The sequence below is a fragment of the Ferrimicrobium sp. genome, assembly GCF_027364955.1.
GTDB lineage: Bacteria > Actinomycetota > Acidimicrobiia > Acidimicrobiales > Acidimicrobiaceae > Ferrimicrobium.
This window is the reverse complement of the sequence record NZ_DAHXOI010000035.1, coordinates 1-17,518: the sequence shown is the minus strand read 5'-3', so window position 1 is coordinate 17,518 and position 17,518 is coordinate 1. Positions and strand designations below refer to the sequence as shown.

The 17,518-nt window shown below is 57.6% G+C and carries 18 protein-coding genes; 11 read left to right on the top strand and 7 right to left on the bottom strand.

Annotation, left to right across the window (positions count from 1 at the left end):
* Positions 1-254: 254 nt before the first annotated feature.
* Entirely contained in the window at positions 255-1,175 is a 921-nt protein-coding gene (locus M7Q83_RS12930) for a DUF5666 domain-containing protein (protein ID WP_298339615.1), read from the bottom strand.
* Between the two features lie 237 nt (positions 1,176-1,412).
* On the opposite strand from M7Q83_RS12930, the gene M7Q83_RS12925 reads away from it, so the two are divergent.
* A complete protein-coding gene (locus M7Q83_RS12925; protein WP_298339612.1) occupies positions 1,413-2,132 on the top strand; it encodes a response regulator transcription factor in 720 nt (239 codons plus the stop codon).
* Positions 2,129-3,520 carry a HAMP domain-containing sensor histidine kinase gene (locus tag M7Q83_RS12920; protein WP_298339609.1) on the top strand — a complete coding sequence of 464 codons (1,392 nt, stop codon included), beginning with the start codon at positions 2,129-2,131 and terminating at the stop codon, positions 3,518-3,520. Before M7Q83_RS12925 ends, M7Q83_RS12920 begins: the two co-directional genes overlap by 4 nt.
* 45 nt (positions 3,521-3,565) lie before the next feature.
* Here M7Q83_RS12920 and merA read toward each other — a convergent pair whose 3' ends face one another.
* Positions 3,566-4,999 carry a mercury(II) reductase gene (merA, locus tag M7Q83_RS12915; protein ID WP_298339607.1) on the bottom strand — a complete coding sequence of 478 codons (1,434 nt, stop codon included), beginning with the start codon at positions 4,997-4,999 and terminating at the stop codon, positions 3,566-3,568.
* Between the two features lie 112 nt (positions 5,000-5,111).
* On the opposite strand from merA, the gene M7Q83_RS12910 reads away from it, so the two are divergent.
* From M7Q83_RS12910 to M7Q83_RS12880, 7 genes are all read left to right on the top strand, one after another.
* Positions 5,112-5,615, top strand: a complete 504-nt coding sequence (locus M7Q83_RS12910) for a heavy metal-responsive transcriptional regulator (protein ID WP_298339605.1) — start codon at positions 5,112-5,114, stop codon at positions 5,613-5,615.
* A gap of 183 nt (positions 5,616-5,798) precedes the next feature.
* Positions 5,799-6,179: a BlaI/MecI/CopY family transcriptional regulator gene (locus tag M7Q83_RS12905; protein ID WP_298339602.1), complete on the top strand. Its 381-nt coding sequence runs from the start codon at positions 5,799-5,801 to the stop codon at positions 6,177-6,179.
* Complete coding sequence (locus M7Q83_RS12900; protein ID WP_298339600.1) at positions 6,176-7,192, top strand: M56 family metallopeptidase; 1,017 nt, start codon at positions 6,176-6,178, stop codon at positions 7,190-7,192. The genes M7Q83_RS12905 and M7Q83_RS12900 overlap by 4 nt, the downstream gene beginning before the upstream one ends.
* Positions 7,193-7,272: 80 nt before the next feature.
* Positions 7,273-7,557: a hypothetical protein gene (locus tag M7Q83_RS12895; RefSeq protein WP_298339597.1), complete on the top strand. Its 285-nt coding sequence runs from the start codon at positions 7,273-7,275 to the stop codon at positions 7,555-7,557.
* On the top strand, positions 7,554-8,129 hold the full coding sequence (locus M7Q83_RS12890) for a hypothetical protein (protein WP_298339594.1): 576 nt from the start codon (positions 7,554-7,556) through the stop codon (positions 8,127-8,129). Before M7Q83_RS12895 ends, M7Q83_RS12890 begins: the two co-directional genes overlap by 4 nt.
* A gap of 2 nt (positions 8,130-8,131) precedes the next feature.
* Positions 8,132-8,788: a hypothetical protein gene (locus M7Q83_RS12885; RefSeq protein ID WP_298339591.1), complete on the top strand. Its 657-nt coding sequence runs from the start codon at positions 8,132-8,134 to the stop codon at positions 8,786-8,788.
* A 7-nt stretch (positions 8,789-8,795) separates the two neighbouring features.
* The gene (locus M7Q83_RS12880; RefSeq protein WP_298339589.1) at positions 8,796-9,443 is read left to right on the top strand and encodes a hypothetical protein; all 648 of its coding nucleotides are present in this window, start codon (positions 8,796-8,798) and stop codon (positions 9,441-9,443) included.
* 150 nt (positions 9,444-9,593) lie between these two features.
* Here M7Q83_RS12880 and M7Q83_RS12875 read toward each other — a convergent pair whose 3' ends face one another.
* Positions 9,594-10,586: a sortase gene (locus M7Q83_RS12875; protein ID WP_298339586.1), complete on the bottom strand. Its 993-nt coding sequence runs from the start codon at positions 10,584-10,586 to the stop codon at positions 9,594-9,596.
* 170 nt (positions 10,587-10,756) lie between these two features.
* Positions 10,757-11,722 carry an ice-binding family protein gene (locus M7Q83_RS12870; RefSeq protein WP_298339583.1) on the bottom strand — a complete coding sequence of 322 codons (966 nt, stop codon included), beginning with the start codon at positions 11,720-11,722 and terminating at the stop codon, positions 10,757-10,759.
* Between the two features lie 721 nt (positions 11,723-12,443).
* Between M7Q83_RS12870 and M7Q83_RS12865 the strand changes: the two genes are divergently transcribed.
* Together M7Q83_RS12865 and M7Q83_RS12860 are read left to right on the top strand one after the other, a co-directional pair.
* Positions 12,444-12,962, top strand: a complete 519-nt coding sequence (locus tag M7Q83_RS12865; protein WP_298339580.1) for a DinB family protein — start codon at positions 12,444-12,446, stop codon at positions 12,960-12,962.
* Positions 12,963-13,238: 276 nt separating this feature from the next.
* On the top strand, positions 13,239-13,625 hold the full coding sequence (locus M7Q83_RS12860; RefSeq protein WP_298339575.1) for a hypothetical protein: 387 nt from the start codon (positions 13,239-13,241) through the stop codon (positions 13,623-13,625).
* Between the two features lie 95 nt (positions 13,626-13,720).
* On the opposite strand, the gene M7Q83_RS12855 is transcribed toward M7Q83_RS12860, so the two are convergent.
* From M7Q83_RS12855 to M7Q83_RS12845, 3 genes are all read right to left on the bottom strand, one after another.
* Positions 13,721-14,575: a GNAT family N-acetyltransferase gene (locus M7Q83_RS12855; protein ID WP_298339570.1), complete on the bottom strand. Its 855-nt coding sequence runs from the start codon at positions 14,573-14,575 to the stop codon at positions 13,721-13,723.
* 108 nt (positions 14,576-14,683) lie between these two features.
* A complete protein-coding gene (locus M7Q83_RS12850; RefSeq protein WP_298339567.1) occupies positions 14,684-17,245 on the bottom strand; it encodes an SEC-C metal-binding domain-containing protein in 2,562 nt (853 codons plus the stop codon).
* Between the two features lie 34 nt (positions 17,246-17,279).
* A partial coding sequence (locus M7Q83_RS12845) for a hypothetical protein (protein WP_298339565.1) occupies positions 17,280-17,518 on the bottom strand: 239 nt, incomplete at its 5' end.

Below are 17,518 nucleotides of genomic sequence, written 5' to 3'. Positions count from 1 at the left end.
CATACTATCAGTATAGTACGGTTCGCCATAAACATTCCACAAATCGCCACATAATTATACTACTAGTTCAAACACACAACATCGGATGGTACCCAACGATCGCATGGCGCCCAACGATCGCATGGCGCCCAACGATCGCATGGCGCCTGCAACCGAGGGCTCGCCCATCGCTTCCTTACCCACCATGATGAGGGGTAGTTCTCACGACGTCAAAGCTGCGAGGGCCTGCTCTAGGTGCAGGCGGCAGCTACCACCTAAGCGATAGCCAATGGTGTTGAGAGCGAGGATGCGGAACTCGAAGGCGTCTTCCGTGTGATCACCACCTTCTCCGCGGTCATGGCGTTGGTACCGGTGATCGTGCCAACTGCCACCACGCGTTGCCCAACCGTGAGTGCCGACTCCGAGACCGTGGCACCCGCTTGGCGATAGGTGGTCGACCCGCTCAGCGTCACCGTCGCTGTCGTCCCTCCAGCGAGTCCTAACGTCACGACCGAACCGTTGATCCCGGTGATCGTCCCACGAAAGTGCCCGAGCGCTATCACGATCGCAGTGGCATCCAACTCCGCTCCGTTCGACTGAGGAGTACCTAGCGCGGTGATCAGCTCTCCCACCCGCAATGCAGTTGGCGTCACGACCGAACCCGCCTCGCGATAGGCGGTGGCACTGGAGGTGACCAATGTCCGGGTAAGACCATGATCATTCGTGATGGTGATCGACCCGCCAGAGATGCTGGTGACCACGCCTGCTGTTCTCGCCTCAAGGATCCGTACGACAGTCGCAGAGGATTGGTGAGTCTTGACACGCACGAACGTGCCAACTCTGATCACGCCAGAGCTGACCGTGGCCGTGCCCTGTAGATAACGGGTGGAGGTGCTCAGCTGGAGACTCCTCGTGACGCCACCACGGGTCTGCACCGTCAAGGTGCTCGACGTTACCGCAATGACCCGTCCAACAAGGCCACGGGCCTTTCTATGGTGGGCCGTAGTATAGTGAGTAGCGCTGGCCGTGGGAGCAGCTAGCAACTGCGCAGAGGTCGGTGTGGTATGCGTGGCAAAAGTGCCGGCAGAGGCGAACCCGAGGGCTATCAAGGCCACCGACCCGCCGGCAAGGGCCCCAACCATGACCCCTTTTGTCCTGCGCGATCCTTGATTGTGTAGTAATTTCACCCGTTTCATCTCTCTCCTCCTTCTTGCCATATCGGCCCATAGGCCTGCTTTGGCACGCCTCAGGGCTCAACCTGTTCATGACGCTCGCAACGACTGCACCGTCGCCACTGGTTCATGCGTTCACGACGCATGCTCCCACAGTCTCATTGGCAAAGGCAAGAGAAGGGTAAGGGTGGAGTAAAACGGAGGTAAAAACTTCAGCTGCGGCCGCTGCTGTTCGAGCCCGGTTCTCCTTCGAGGCCTACTTTGGACTACTATCCAAAGGCAGTGGCTACCAACCAAGAACCGTCCCCCTCCATCGTGCTCGCAGAGGACGATCGTGCAACCCGTGACTCCACCCGGCTTGCTCTTGAACTCGAGCGTTACCAGGTGATCGCCGTAGCGAATGGCCAAGAAGCGCTCACAGCCATCGCACAACACCGACCAGAACTCATCATTCTCGACCTGATGATGCCGCACGTGGACGGATTGAGCGTCTGTCGCCAACTGCGCGACGCCGGAGACAACACGCCGATCCTTCTCCTGACCGCTCGCACCCAAGTCACCGATCGAGTAATGGGGCTCGATGCCGGAGCCGATGACTACCTCACCAAGCCCTTTGCGCTCGATGAGCTCTTCGCCCGGGTGCGTGCCCTGCTACGTCGGTCATCGTATGGATCCAACGGTGACTGGATCATCCTTGGTGACCTTCGCATCGACGAGCGCGGACGTCGCGCCTACCGGAAGGACCGAGAATTGATCCTGTCAAAAACCGAGTTTGACCTTCTGCAGCTGCTCGCCTTCAACGCTGGAACGGTCCTCGGACACCATCTCATCTACGACCGTATCTGGGGCTATGACTTTGGTCCCGACTCGAAGAATTTGGCGGTCTACATTGGCTATCTCCGCAAAAAACTTGAGCTCCCCGGCGAAGAAAAGCTCCTTCGAACCGTACGAGGGGTTGGCTACGTCCTGATGCGACCGTGAAACTGCGCGCCCGACTCGCGCTTGTCCTCGCAGTCTTTGCAACCGTCACTGGCCTTCTTGTGGCAACGCTCTCGTATACCACCACCTCACAGCAGCTGATGGCATCGGTTGACACCTCGCTCCGTTCGACTGCCACCACCCTGCGGGCTCCCACGATCACGGTGTCGCGATCGGCATCCGCGACACGATTACACCCTCTCCGCCACCGTCCAGGAGGGCTCTTTGCCCTCGCCATCGCAGAGAAGATCACCCGTAGCGGGAAGGTGATCCCCCTCGTTGGCGCTCGGATGTTACCGGTGACGAACCGCGATCGAGCGATCGCAAGGGATCTCGCTCCTCGCTGGCTCCGCACCCAACGGGTAGGCGACATCACGTACCGAATCCTCACGATCCAATATCGGCATCGTGGTGCCCTTCTGATCGGTCGCAACATCGATGACGTCTTGCACTCCTTGGCGGTCCTTCGAACACGCTTTCTCCTTCTCGTCCTCGGTGCCGCCGTCGTAGCGGCGATCGTCGGTTACCTCGTGGCTTCCACGCTCAGCCGACCAATTCTCGCCCTCGCCACCACGCTCACCGCCAGTGGCCAACCAGATCTCGCGCGCGCCGTAGAGCGATCCGATGAGGTGGGCGTCCTCGCACGCTCCTTCCGGGACACCTTGGAGGACCTGCACCAGTCCGAGGAGGCCCAGCGCAGACTGGTACAAAATGCCTCGCATGAACTGCGGACTCCACTCACCTCACTGCGAACCAACATCGACCTGCTCCAGCGCTATGACACTCTCGGATCGAGCGATCGGGAACGCATCCTCGCCGACCTTAGGAGCGAGACCGTTGAGCTCACGAACCTCCTTGACGAGCTCGTCACGCTCACTGTTGAGGGCCAAACCAACGACACTGAGGAGACCGTCGACCTTTGCACGATCGTACCCGCCATGATCGCGCGCTTCGAAGCCAGAACGCGCCGATCATTCGAAACGACGTTGCCACCAGGATCGGTGGCTCTACGCATCAAACAACAGGCTATCGAACGCGTGATCTCGAATCTCCTCGATAACGCAGTCAAGTTCTCTCCATCCGACACGACGATCGCTGTCGCGCTTACTCCAAGCTCGCTGGAGGTCACCAACGTGGCCGATCCCCTCGACGAGAACGACCGAGAGCATCTTTTTGAGCGCTTCTATCGAGCGCCAACGGCCCGTGCCGTTCAAGGTTCAGGACTCGGCCTTGCGATCGTTCGTGAGATCATCACGGCGCTCGGGGGAACAACCTACGTCCATAACACCCCTAGCGAACTGGGCCCTAGCGAACTGGGCCCTAGCGAACTGGGCCCTAGCGAACTGGGCAATAGGGTCACCGTCGGCGTTACCTTCCAGGCACGCCGTTAGGAAGCGACTCTGCCATCACGTGGACTGCCAACCAAGACTTGCGGATTAGGAGGCACAGCACGAGAGCATGCCGACATCACGCGTGAAGGACTGAGCGCCAAGGCGGATCGCCTCTGACATCGTCAAATACGGTGCCCAGATCGATGCCAACTTATCGACGGTGAAGTTCGCTTCGAGCGCGTAGACACCCGCGAGGATAGCATCAGCGGCACCATTCGCCAGAAGGTGTATTCCCAACACGACACCGGTTTCGCCATCGGCGACGATCTTGACCAAGCCCCGAGTGTCTCGGTTCACCAGCGCGCGTGGCACCGAACTGAGTTCAAGAACCCGACAATCACACCGATAGCCTGCCGCTACCGCGCCCTCGTCGGTGAGACCCACCGATGCAACCTGCGGAGTGGTGAAGGTCACTCGAGGCAGGGTCCGATAGTCCACTTTCCGTCCGGCATCTCTCAGCGCGTTGTCAGCCACGATCGTACCATGCTGTCCAGCGACGTAGACGAACTGGGGTGCGCCCGTCACATCACCGGCCGCAAAAATCTTCGGGTTCGTCGTACGTAGTTGATCATCGACAACGACCTCACCACGAGGACCAAGCGCTACGCCCACGTGCTCAAGACCAAGTGAGGTTGTGTTGGGCATGCGACCAGTCGCGACGAGCAGTGCATCACCTGTAAGGGTGCGGGTCTCGCCAAGGCGGGTGAGCTCGATGTGGATTTGTCCCCCAACCTGGGTGATACCTTTAATCGATGAACCGGTGAGCACCTCAACACCCTCCTCGACAAGCACACGCTCGAGCATTGCTGAGATCTCCGGCTCCTCGAACGGGGCGACGCGATCACGCACTTCGACGATAGTAACCTTTGCACCGAGGTGGCTAAAGAGTTGGGCTTGTTCGAGTCCGACCGCATTCGCCCCGATGACCATCAACCTGCTTGGAAGCTCCTTGAGCTCCATCGCGGTGGTGGAGGTAAGGTACTTGACGGAGCTAAGGCCGGGGATCGCGGGAATCGATGGCATCGCCCCTGTTGCGATGACATACTGATCCGCTCGGATCTCCTCGCCACCATCGACTCCACCCTGATGGTGCACGCGCAAGGTACCATCGACGCCAAAGGTAGCGACCCCCTGGATCACCGGAAAACCGTAGGCTTTCGCGAGATCCTCGTACTTGTCGCGGCGCAATCCCTCGACAAGTTCGCTCTTGCCCCCGATGAGCGCGCCCATATCCACTGGCCCTGCTTGGGTGCTGATGCCTGGAAATGGCTGCGTCAATGCCCCATGTCGTGCTTCGGCCCCAGCCAACAGCGCCTTGGAGGGCACACAGCCGACGTTCACACAAGTTCCTCCAATGGTTCCTTGCTCGATGAGTACCACCTGGGCACCAAGGCTAACGGCATGAATGGCCGTTGAAAAGGCGGCGCTTCCTGATCCGATGATGGCGAGATCGTACTGCTTCGTAGGGCTTTTACTCATCGCTTCTTCTCCTTCTCATCAGCTAGCGCAGAGGTCTAGCTTGTGACTCTTCGTATCCTTCGTATGCTAAAAACCCTCCAGTTGACTGGACGGTTCAACTAGCATGAGAAAAATGCGAATCGGTGAAATTTCTCGAGCAACCCAGGTCTCAGTCAAGACCCTTCGATACTACGAAACGATCGGCGTGCTCAGCGCACCCCTTCGTACCCCAGAGGGATATCGCAACTACTCAAGCGATTCCATCGATCAGGTGCGTTTTGTGAAGGCAAGCCAATCGGTAGGCCTCGCACTCAAGGAGATCAAGGAGATCATGGCCTATCGCGAAGCAGGGATCGTGCCCTGCCAACATGTTCTCACCCTCCTTGAGCAACGAGCGGCGGAGTATCAAAACAAAATCGATGAGTTAACGCAGGCCCGTGCAACCCTCGATCAACTCATCGAGCGTGCGCAGAACCTCGATGCCCAAGATTGTCTCCCTGGTAACGTCTGTCACCTCATTCCTCCACTCCTAAGCGGCACCACGACGGATCCGGCTGCTCCAATCACGGGGTCGAGCCGTGAGGTATCGTCACGCACCATCGGCCATCGAACTCGATCCACTCGCACCCATCAATAGCGCCACCGCCATGTGGTTGCGCCAGCTCCGCTGCTTGCATGCCGTCGATACCGAACTCATTTTTGGCCGTCCCTCCTACCTCATCGAAGATCGGCCGCTCTGATCGGAGATGGCTATACTACAAAACGATAGTGACACGGTCCCCGTGGACACAGACATGGAAGGGATGGTGGCGAGCTCAACATGAAACGAACCTTCATTGCCGGTACCAAAGTTGGACAACTTGAGGGACGTGTGGTCGAGGTACTCGTCGCTAGCGACCGCGCGTTAACTGGCCGCGAGGTTTACGAAGCACTCGGCGAACCAAAACGCGCCTACACGACCATCATGACCGTGCTGGGTAGGCTGGTCGACAAAGGACTCGTAGAGCGTAACAATAACGCTGGGGCTAATCGGTTTGCTATTAATGGTGGTCTTGACCACCTCGCCGCTAAAAAGATCGACCGCCTGCTCGCAACGTCCGAAGATCCTCGCCGCGTGCTGACCTATTTTGTCGACGAGATCCACGATGAGACACTCCTCGAGGAACTCGCTGCCATTATTGAAAGGCAACGCGAGTCATGACTCTCCTCCTCCTCGGGCCAGTGGCGATCTTGATGCTCGCTGTCCTGCCCTACGGCTTGGAACGCCTCAGCCAACTGATCAACGCCCCACAGGCGATCAGCGGTGGTTATCTACTGACACTCATCGGCTGGGTCATCGTACCTACTGCGTGGATCATGTGCACCACAGGTTCCCTCGTCGATCTATTCTTTGGCCACCAACTGAGTGTCTTTGGCTGCGATCTCGGCCTTGGATCAGCACCCTGGAATCTGACTGGTTATCTTTTTGGCCTACTACTCCTGGTGCCGCTCGGGATTCACTTCTATCGAGGGGCGCGCGCGATACGCCATACACAACGCGAGCTCTGTACACCGACGACAACGGACTCCTATCGATCAGCCTTGGGCGGCACCGTCGCGATTGTCGCCTCCAATGAAGTAGCGGCAGCCTCAATCGGGTTTTTTCAAGCCGTTGCCGTCGTCACCACCGGCACGCTCGACCTACTCACCGTCGACGAACGGCATGCCGTTCTTGAGCATGAAGCGGCACACCTTCGGCTCGGCCATACGCGATTACTCCTTCTCGCCACCAGCGTCGCCGGTGGCTATGCGTTTTTGCCTCCTGTTCGTGCCGCTTGGCGTGGTCTTACGAGAGAGCTTGAGGTGGCTGCCGATAATGAGGCCCGTAGAGTCGTCAGCCCCCAGGTCATCCTGTCAGCCGTCGCCAAGGTAGCGACCCGACGCGCCAGCGGACCAGCAGTGGCGTCGTTCAATGGATCTGACGACCTCCGCTATCGCATACGACGATTGCAAGGACCGATGCCCTCATCGCCGCAACAACTCGCTGGCGTCATCCTTGCGCTGGTGGCACCAACCATCCTTGTCGTCGTCAGCTCCTGTCTGATGACAACCCATAGCCTCATCTCCCCGGGCCTGGGTCTTTGTGGGCTTACCATCTCGTTGCTCATCTTCGTGGTGAGCAACCACCTACTCCACCATCGGCCACCTCTCCTCGGTTTTGTGAAACGATCCTGAAGATTTCATCGATCGAGCGGTTCTACTACTTTTTTGTAGTAGTATGAAAGGGTCGTAGTACTTCGAAACGAGGAGGCACCATGTCTCGTGCCGTATCGCCCACACAATCAGAGAACGCTGGTTGGGGATTCGTAGGGCTTATCGCACTCGCTCCTTTGCTGTGCTGTGGAGGCCCATTGCTAATAGGCGCACTTGGTGTTGTTGGAGCTGCCTGGATTGGAGGCATTGGCCTTGGACTCGTGGCGCTCGGCGTGTTCGTCGCGTGGCGCCTACGTCGGGCCCACCTGCTCCGATCCCATCCTCAGCAGGGCTTTGGATCAATTGGCTGCTGTGATTCGCCTATGGATGGAGCTGCGATCAAATGACCCGTTTGAGCGAAGAACTCGATCATCTTCGCGAGACCTTCCTCCTCGTCGTTCGGTCACCCTATCGACGCCTTGGTTGGATCGCACTCGCCACGCTGTTCGCACTTATCTACTCATTGCTGTTACCCTTTGACTTCACTCAGCAGATCGCCTTCTCCAACTGGTCCTATGTTGATCCCTACATTGTGGTCTGGAGCATCATACTGGGGACAGCAATGGGGCTTGTATTGGTGATACAGGTCACCGCAATGCGCGAGGTCATCTCCGCAGGATCGACCTCGCTCACTGGACTAGCCTTTGTGGCCAGCCTTGTGCCGAGCTTCCTCTGCTGCACGCCAATCGTACCGACCTTGCTCGCCTTTGCGGGGTTCTCCTCCCTTGGCCTCTATACCGCAACGGGGAGTATCCAGCACTTCTTCGCCACCCAGCAAACGCTCTTCCTCGCGGCCAGCTTGGTCATCTTGCTTGGATCGATCTGGTGGTCGAGTTCACGCCTCTGCCATGCTCGTTGTCGTCTGCCCAAAGATGCAACCTTGACCACGTATAGCCCCACAGCACAAACGGAGGTATAGTCGTGACCCAGACCCCAAATCCAAATTCCCGACGAGCCCAACGTTATCAAGAGCGACAGCACAACCGACAGCGTCGCCTCTTCATTGGACTCGCCGCTGCGGTGATCGCCATCGTTCTCGCAGCGGTTGGGCTGACCAATCTTCACCGCGGCTCCTCCGCTGCTCCCACCTCCCAAAGTGGGTCCACAGCTACCCCTACCGCCGATCCACTCCCACCGGTCGGCTCTGTCACCCCAAACGGAACCTTTGCCACCCTGACCGGCCAACACGAGACGATCGCATCCTTTAAGGGCACCCCTACCCTCCTCTGGTTCGTCTCAACCTGGTGTTCATCCTGTCAGGCAGGGACCAAAGTGATGGCACAGAACCTTGCTACTATCGCTCATGCCGGTGTCCATGTCAAAGAGATCGAACTCTATCATGATTTGGGATCTACTGGACCGAGCATGGCAAGCTTCGCCAAGGACTTAGCCGGCAACCAGTACGACAACCCGGATTGGACTTTTGGGATCTCGTCGTTGGGACTCAGTAAGAGCTACGATCCCGTTGGCTATCTCGATATCTATTACTTGATCAACAGCGCCGGCAAGATCACCTACATCAACAGCTCGCCTTCAGCGACGATGCCCGAGTTGCTCAAGGCTATCAAGCAGATCTGAGGTAACCATGACCAGGCAACCACCACGTCATCGAAACGATCACTCCCGTCGACGACTCGTCGAGAGCGTAGTCGTGCTGTTCATCATCGGTCTGATCGCCTTTGGCGTCCTCCACTTCGCTAAGGGCTCGCAGGCCAAAGCGTTAAACACCACCTTTACCTCCACCAACAGAACGGTCACCGTGAGCGACAGGTATCAACCTCCGGCGCAAGGTCCAACCATCAGGGGCTCCTTTGAGACACTCAACGGCCAAAAACAGACGTTGTCGAGTTATCGGGGACACGCCCTCATGGTTTGGTTCATCGCTGGCGGATGCGCGAGCTGTGCGGTCAGTATCCCCGCCGTTGCGAGCCAGCTCCATGTCCTCGCCAGCGATGGTATCACCGTCTTGCCGATGGGACTCTCTGGCGACTTTGGGCCTAGTAATCACGCCTTGGGTGAGCTCAAGGCCTTCGCCAAGAGTGCCGCTGGGAAAGCATTTACCGATACTGAATGGAAGTGGGGAATGGCGAGTGCGGCGTTCAGCCATCGCTACGATGCTGCGGGGATACCCGACTACTACCTGCTAGTCGACTCCCATGGAGTCATCACCTATCAAAACACGGCCCCGGTAGCGACGATCAAGCCGCTCCTGCGGGCAGCGGCCAAAATCTGACACCTCCGCATAGCCCAATCGAGCATCCCTCGTATCGCAGTGGAACGACCTTCGATCGACGTCGCTTGCATCCACGCAGCACAACCAATTTGACTCCCTTGTCCCTTGGGATCGGTGTTTCTCCTGATCGGCGGTCCCGGGCACCGCAACCTAGGACTCGATGGCCGTCACACGAAGCTTCCCAGCAACCGCGGTCGAGGTAACCGAGACCTGCACCCCTTGGATACGCGTGGTGATGGTCACCGAATGCACCGAAGTGCCTTGTACCTCTTCGGCGACGTCCACCGGCGTGCCGCTGGCATAGTCTCCACCAAGGATGAGAGGGGGGGTCATTCCAGGCGCAAGCAAGGAAAGCCATGATGCCCTCGTCTGCTCACCCATTCGCAATGCCGAAAACGCTCGAAGGCCAACGCTCTCCCAGGCCAGAGGTGCCGGTCCATCCTTCCATGCAAGCGCAGGCATGCCAGTGAAGGTCAAGGTGCCGGCCAACCAGCCCTCATCAAAAAGGTTTGGGGGCGCTGGAATGCCTCGCGGTAGCTGTGGTACTAACGGCGTTGGAGCCACGCCGGTGGCCACAGCCTTGTCGCTGCGCACACCGGTGAGTACCGCAGTCACGATGAGGCGGCTTGGGGTAAACCACAGCGCATCAGTAGGCCAGCACGAATCCAACACAAGCCCACTTGGCCCTGGCGAAGGAATGGTATCGCCTGGACGAAGGATATAGTACCCGACAACTCGATAGCGATAGGTTCGGCATGCTCGGGTGTAGGTCACGATATCGCCTGGACGAAGTAGCTGGTTACTCGCAAAGTAACCTACATCATGCGCTTCGAGGACGGATGTCCCCTGCTGCCCCGGCCAGGGGCTCGATGACTCATGGCCAACGCTGATGGCCAACACGGCCTCTGAGGTGCCCTCCACAACGGGCGCGACCACCGCCACCGCCGGAATACGGAGTACACCAGGGCCAGCTGAAGACGCACCAGTGCAACCAGCTACCGCCATACTGGCAAGCCGATGAATCTCTCTGCTGCCGTCAATGGCTTGGCGATGCTGCCACCACAATGGGTAGCCCACACCAACAACCGCCCCGATCAGCAGCAGCACGCCCATAACACGGACGAATCGCCGTCGATATCTCATGCACACCACCACCTAGACGTTGAGTCAGCACTGGTAGGCGCTACCACGTCGCGAGCCAGCCTGGTGCGTACAGGCCTCAGCCAACCAAAACGATCCGGCCGATCAAGATCCTCCAAGATAAATGGAACACCCGTCACCTTTATGAGTATGCACAGCAATGCTGGAGATCGTTACCGAATCTGGTGAGCTCTGGCGAGCCTGGGCCGCAGAAGAAGGAGGCCCGCAGACCCCATAATGCCCACTCCAAGCCACCATGGCCACCCTGACCATGGCTCACCTGTGTGCGAAGCTGGCACGACCGTCGCCCCAGTTGGAGTTGCTGTTGGCGGGGTGGTCGTCGTCGTTGGTGGTGTGGTGGTCTTGGTTGGCGGGGTGGTGGTTGTCGTTGCAAGACAAACTGGGTTAGCGATCGTATTCGAATCCAAGGTGACGGCACCATTTCGAGCCAATAGCCGACCAGTAATTGTGGCGCCTGTGTCCGCTGTGATGGAGGTGAGGGCTATGATCGTACCCTGAAATGAGGAATCCGTACCGAGTGTTGCCGAACTCGTGACTTGCCAAAAAATATTGCATGCGTTTGCATCATTTTCTAGCACGATATCGCTTGCACTGCTCGTAATCAACGTTGACGGCATCTGGAAGATGAACACCGCATCTGGGTTACCCTGCCCGTTAAGGGTTAAGGTACCTGTCAGATTCGAGGTACCAGCTGGCACTGAATAGACTCCAGGCGAAAGCGTCAGACCGGTCAGATCAGCTGATTGGGTCGTGGAAGGGGAAGCATCAGTGGCCTGGGTATACGCCGTTGTTGTATCGACCTGTGCCTGTTCGGCATTGGCGTTAGCGACGTTGGTAGCGCCACTGATCAGCCCAGGTGGAAACCCCGTCACCGCAGTTCCGGGCGAGAGCCCGAGATCCCCTTGCAGGGTCGAACTACCCGTGTTCGTGACGGTAGAGCCAGCAAGCACCGAGTAGGACCCCGCGGTCCCCAGGTCAACGCTGGGCACAGAGGCGGCTGCGGCGACCAGAGGGGTAAAGGCGACAATTCCACCGGCCAGAACGACACTTCCACTGACGGAAAGCGCCGCCAACCATACTTTTTGATTTGAACTCAACAGAATCTTTTTTATTCTCACAGAGATAATAATACTCGTCTTCTGTGTTACTTTTTCTAGATTCACTAATATTGTGGTAGGGGGAGCTAGAGCCAAAGAAATCGCTTCGAACAAGTCGATGTTCCACGGTCACTATCACCGCTCGTTCGAAGCTCAGTGGAATTGAGTATGATCGCAATAAAACGGCGACTACCTCAGTTTTTGCTTGATCGAACAATCCACAATATTTGGACAACATCTGAGATTCAACTCTACTCCAACGTCTGGTTCACGCCCTTCAAAACCCTTGCCCGCCTGGGCTTTGACCGGAAAGCACCCAGATGAACCCACCTGGCTCCGAGTTGGAAAATCGACCCGCCTCCAAAAGTCGAGTCGGTAAGAGCTGAGACGATCTATGTTGGACCGCCCTACTGTCATCATGGGATCCCATCGTCATAGCCTCTGTTTGCGATTGGGGAAGCTCGTGGAGTCATCACCGACCAGCCCGGATCCTTGGCAGTTGCTAGAAAGCGAACCCTTTTACCATTGCACCGGCAGGTACCAACTCGTGCAATCGCTCTGAACCGTGGACGATCTATGATAGAGTGAGTTTTCGCTTGAGATCGCGACACGGGTTCGCGCTGGATCAGTGCTTCGCCGATCACGCGAGGATCGCGACGCGTGAGCGCCGGTTTGCGTTACCGTTACTTTGAGATACCGTCCATTGGAGATGCCGTCAATTAGAGAGGCTAAGGGAGACACATTGAGCAACGACTTGATTGATCCGCGCCGCAGCGAGCCAGCACCTGACGCGAACGAGCGCGAGATGCTGGAAGGATGGCTCAACTATCACCGCTTGACGTTGCTCCTCAAATGCGAAGGACTCGATGAGGCACGGCTGAATGCTCGGCCCATCCCTACCTCGTCGCTGTCACTGCACGGATTGGTTCGACATCTGACTGAAGTAGAGTTCTACTGGACGAGCAACGTGCTTCATGGCATCACCACCGCAACGCGTTACTACTGCAGCGATTCCTCCCCTGAGGCAGACTTCGACGATCTTGAGACGAGTTCGTTCGCTCACGACCGCGACGTATGGGGAGAGGAACAACGCCGGAGCGATCAATTGATGGCAGCCTTCACGCTTGATCAGCTCAGCATTGGTGGCAATGAGCCAGTCAGCCTCCGCTGGATCCTCACCCATCTCGTCGAGGAGTATGCCCGCCATAATGGACACGCAGATCTGCTTCGAGAACTCCTTGATGGGGCGGTTGGTTGTTGACCTACAGGGGCTGGGATCGCAATTTCTCATGGCCAATCACGACGTTTCGATCACGCGATCACCTCGCCTGCTTTGAACCGCTCGCCTGAGATCGACCTTGCAACAGGGGGACCGCGAGAACCGAGTTCCTCACGCACAGGACCCATGGATCTGGTGATAAGGAGGAACCTGAAAGAATCGGTTTGCACCACGCCCATATCCGTGGCAGGCTATTATTGACTATCCCCAACATCGATAACCCCAATAAAATGGCTATCCAATAAAGGAGTACACCTTATGGCTGGAAAGAAGTCCGTATCATTCAAGGGCAAGCAGGTTGATCTCGATACTTTCGCAAACAAGATCGAAGAGTATCTCAAGAGTGATGGGTTTACCGTTGAGAGCGCAGGTGATGCAGACAAGGGTTATGTCTTGCAAGCCAAGAAGGGCGGTTTCCTCAGCGAGGTCATCTCGGCGCAGCGTGCACTCATTATCTCGCTTTCAGGTCCATCTGATGATGTAACGCTTACCATTGGAGTGGGGAACTGGAAGAAGGAACTCGCGGTCACCGCCATCGAAACCCTTCTGGTCTCCGACCTCTTTCTCCCCGTCGACATCGCTGAGATGGCGTGGACAGCTGAGGTAGAAAACAAGATCCTCAAACAGATCGAGACGATGGTCTAGGGCGTTAGGCGCAACCAAACAAGAGAGACAGACTCACGAGTGATCGCCAAGATCCTCGTGGGTCTGCCGCCTCAAGCCCGTGTCAGTGGATCCAGTCATACTTCTTCGCGAATGGCCTCCCCGCCTACACCGCGATCCACCGTTGGTCCTTGCTCCTCGGCGCCCATGCAGGTTCCAATGCGACGAAAGCCAAGGCGCTGGTAGATCTGAGCGACCGGCTCATCCTCAGCGGCAAGGAGAACGAGTCGGATACCACTTGCGAAGGCGTTCTCGCACAACAGCTGCACGACCTCCGAACCGAAGCCAAGCCGACGGTAGGCAGGCAGTGTTCCCACTCCAACGATCTCGGCAGTATCACCCACCCGGTTATAGGAGCCAACCGCGACCACTCCACTCCCCTCCTGGACAGCTATCCCCGTGACGGTTCGCCCCGAGCGCGCCCGGTCAAGAGTGTGTCGGATTTCGTCGGCATCGAGTTGGACAAACCGAGCCTCCCGTTGTGCGACCCCAGCCTGTGCGCCCATCGCCTGATCGAAGGCGACATGGGCGACGGCACGAGCCTTAAGCAGCCGTGGGTCCTCCGGATCGAGGACGACGGTGCGCACCGACCTCCTTTGCACCTCGAACATCTCGTGGGTCATCACAAGAAGTGGATGCGCCGAGATCATCAGTCCAAATTCGCGAACCATCGCCTCCAGGGATGGGTGTAGTTCGCGGATCCACTCGAGCTGGAGTGGTTGCCGCCAGTTCGCGCAGGCACGCCGCAGCCGCACGAGATCCCGTTGGCGAACCGCTCTACCACTCCGATCAGGACGGGCATAATAGGCCCATGGTGTACGGCTTACGAACAGCGTCAGCGCGCCGACCGAGATCGCCTCACTATCTGAGCGCGGAGCCTCGTCAAGGTACCGGTCAGCCCGTGTGCGCAGCAAATCAACTTCGGTCATCATCGCCGGCGCTTTAGACCCCTGCAACAGTGTGAGCCTCACTGCGGCTGATGTGCCGCAACGCCGATCCTCCTCTTTACCACCTGCTGGATGTGATAACAAGGAATCAACTCAGCCATCGCGTTCAATCCCAAGGAATGTACGAAGTCGATCGACGTCAAATGTGATCGCACCAGCCCCAGGGGTCGGGTAGTGGTCGAACTCGTTCAAGAGGGCGACGAGTTCCTCTCGGCGAGACGGATCCTGTGCCGCTTGCCGTGGAGTGAGCCCATGCAATGCCGGGATCGACTCATCAAGCCAAGCCATCTCCCGCTCTCGAATAAATGTATCGAGTGCGGTCTGTACCTCACTCGAGGCGATCTGCTCCTCCGTTACCTCCCGTCCTCTTGAGGTAGGCGTCAACAACACGTCCTGTCCATCCCGTCGTACCTCCTCAAAATCCCTCTGTGTCGCCTCGACGATCTCAAGGTCTTCGAACGCTCCCATCAGCATTCCTAAGATGGTCTCCTCGCGCTCCACGGCATTCGTCGTGACCACCAACCGGTCATCCACTCGCTCGAGCCAACCGCGCACCATCCCATGCGACGCGCTCTGATCGATGACATGCCAACGTTCTCCCTGTACGCGCTCGAACAGCTCATCGAAGACTGGTATCATCTCCTCCCAACTGGTGGTCTGCGGGACAAGCACACTCTCGCAGAATACGATTTTCTCATCATCGAAGGTCCTCATCTCGACAGGAGTTGCCATCGAGCTGATCCAAGCAGCGAGTTCGATCGGGCCACCCCCCGTGCTAAGAGTGCCCAACAGGGTCTCTCTCTGTATCGCTGACAACCGCAGTGGAATACCGATGATCTGAAACCCTGTCCCCGCCGGAACCACGCGAACATAGAGGTAGTCACCTACGCTGATCTCACTCGCCATCGACCGCTCTTGCACCACTCGCGAAAGACCACTGATGGTATCGAGCATCGTGATGGAGGTATCACGATCGATCGTAACGACTTGCCACAGTGATGGACCAATACCGACCCACTCGCGGACCAATTGACGCTCATCAGCTGGCAATAGCATGCCACGGGTGCTGAGAAAACGTTCTACCATCTCTGTGCTCATTGCCATAAGATCGATAAGGAGTGGGAGCGTTGCGCCTCGGAGAGCCTCCACCTCGCTATCGTCTAGGGTCTCCATGATGGGCCGTGCAAGATCTTGATTTTGGGGCCGGAGCGCAAAGGTGACGATCTTTTGGTAGAGTAGGCCAATTCTTCTCTCAATCGGTCGAGTCCCATCGCCCAAACAACACTGTTTGTACTTGCGCCCCGATCCGCAGGGGCATGGGTCGTTGCGTCCGACCCCTCGGAAGGGCTGGGACAGAAGATCCTGCAGGTAGGCACGCTCGGGCTCGTCTTCATCGATCCCGGCCCTCGCATAGAGCCCATCGGCACGACGTAGGTCACCGCTATCGCTCACATACCAGGCCAACTCCTCCAAGGCTGGACGATACCAAGGGTCCAACCTGACCGCCATCTCGAGTTCTTGCTGGGCCTCTACCACCGCACCATCGCGCTCTAGGTTGAGTGCCTGTAAGTAGTGGGTTTGTGCCGACTCCAGTCCAGCGGCACTCAGCTTCGCAAGAAATGCGTCAAGAATGGGACTGCGCTCATCACTGTCCTCGAGAATGGTATCGCCCAGTGCTGGCGCCACGCTTTCATGCGCAAGATGGCCCAAGATAACCCGGCCCAACTGCTCATCATCATCGTCACCAGAAGTGTCATCATCATCGGCGGAGTCATCATCGGCCAGCGCTCCCAGCAGATAGACGAGCACTTCTGTAAAGGCTGTCTCGCAGCAACGGTCAAAACCAAACTGCTGCGCGATGGTGTTTCTGACCATCCCATTTGCACTGGGCTCATCGCCAGCCAGATAGACGACCGAACCGATAGCCCTCAAGCCAGCACGCTCACACAGGTCGGTGATGGGTGGCACCGGAGTACGAAAGAGGGTCGGGTCACGCGCCAAAACCTCAAGGAGAAGTTCGATGCAGTCGAGTGGCTCTCCAGCTTCACTGATTTCATCGAATGCCTGCCGAATCGCCTCCTCCTCGCGGACACCATCACCGATGTGCTCACTCAAACCAATAGCGATCACACCATCGCGGCGCGATAACACCGCCAGCGAGGGTTCGTCGATACTTCGCAACCAATCCGGACCCCCCGAGTAGAAGAACTTTCGCTCTGCATCCTCGTCTTCAACAAAATCAAGGTCTGAGCCCGCCTCAAATGAAAGCTCACCGCCACCAGCCAGTGGGATGTTGTCGACCAGGTCGCAGTCGATGAGTGCCAAATCAGGGAAAGCTTCGAGTGCCCCATGCTCAAGCTCGAATGACGTCACCCAATGAGAGAGCCAGATACCATCGAGCATGACTGCGAGTGCGATCACCATCCCATTGGCGCTCAGCCAGAACTCGCCAGTCGAGGCGAGCTCCTCTCGAAGTATCTCTGTGAGCTCTTCACCGGAGATCTCTGCGAGCGAGGTGAGATCCTTCCGGTCGCGCAGACGAGCGGCGAGGACACCGATGGGCAACGAATCGCTACCAAGTTCCTCCAGGACAGCGTTAATCAATTCATCATCGAACTCCATCTCATTCACGCTACCAAAGATCTGAGCACGCATTGCGAGTATCGTGGCATATCATCCCTGATTGTTCTCACGACGTTGCCCTGCTTCCGTTGCGCGAAGCTTCTGAAAAACAACTCGCCAAGATTTGCTCTTCATCCATTGTCTCTTTGGGACCCGTTTCACCTCCCATGCGCTGTTGGCGGACATCCAAAACTGCATGCTGGCGGCCAAATAATTGCACGCTGGCGGCCATCAAAACTGCATGGCATTGGTGGGTTCCTAGGGGCCTAGGTACAGGCGGGTGCACATCCACAACAACAAGGCAGG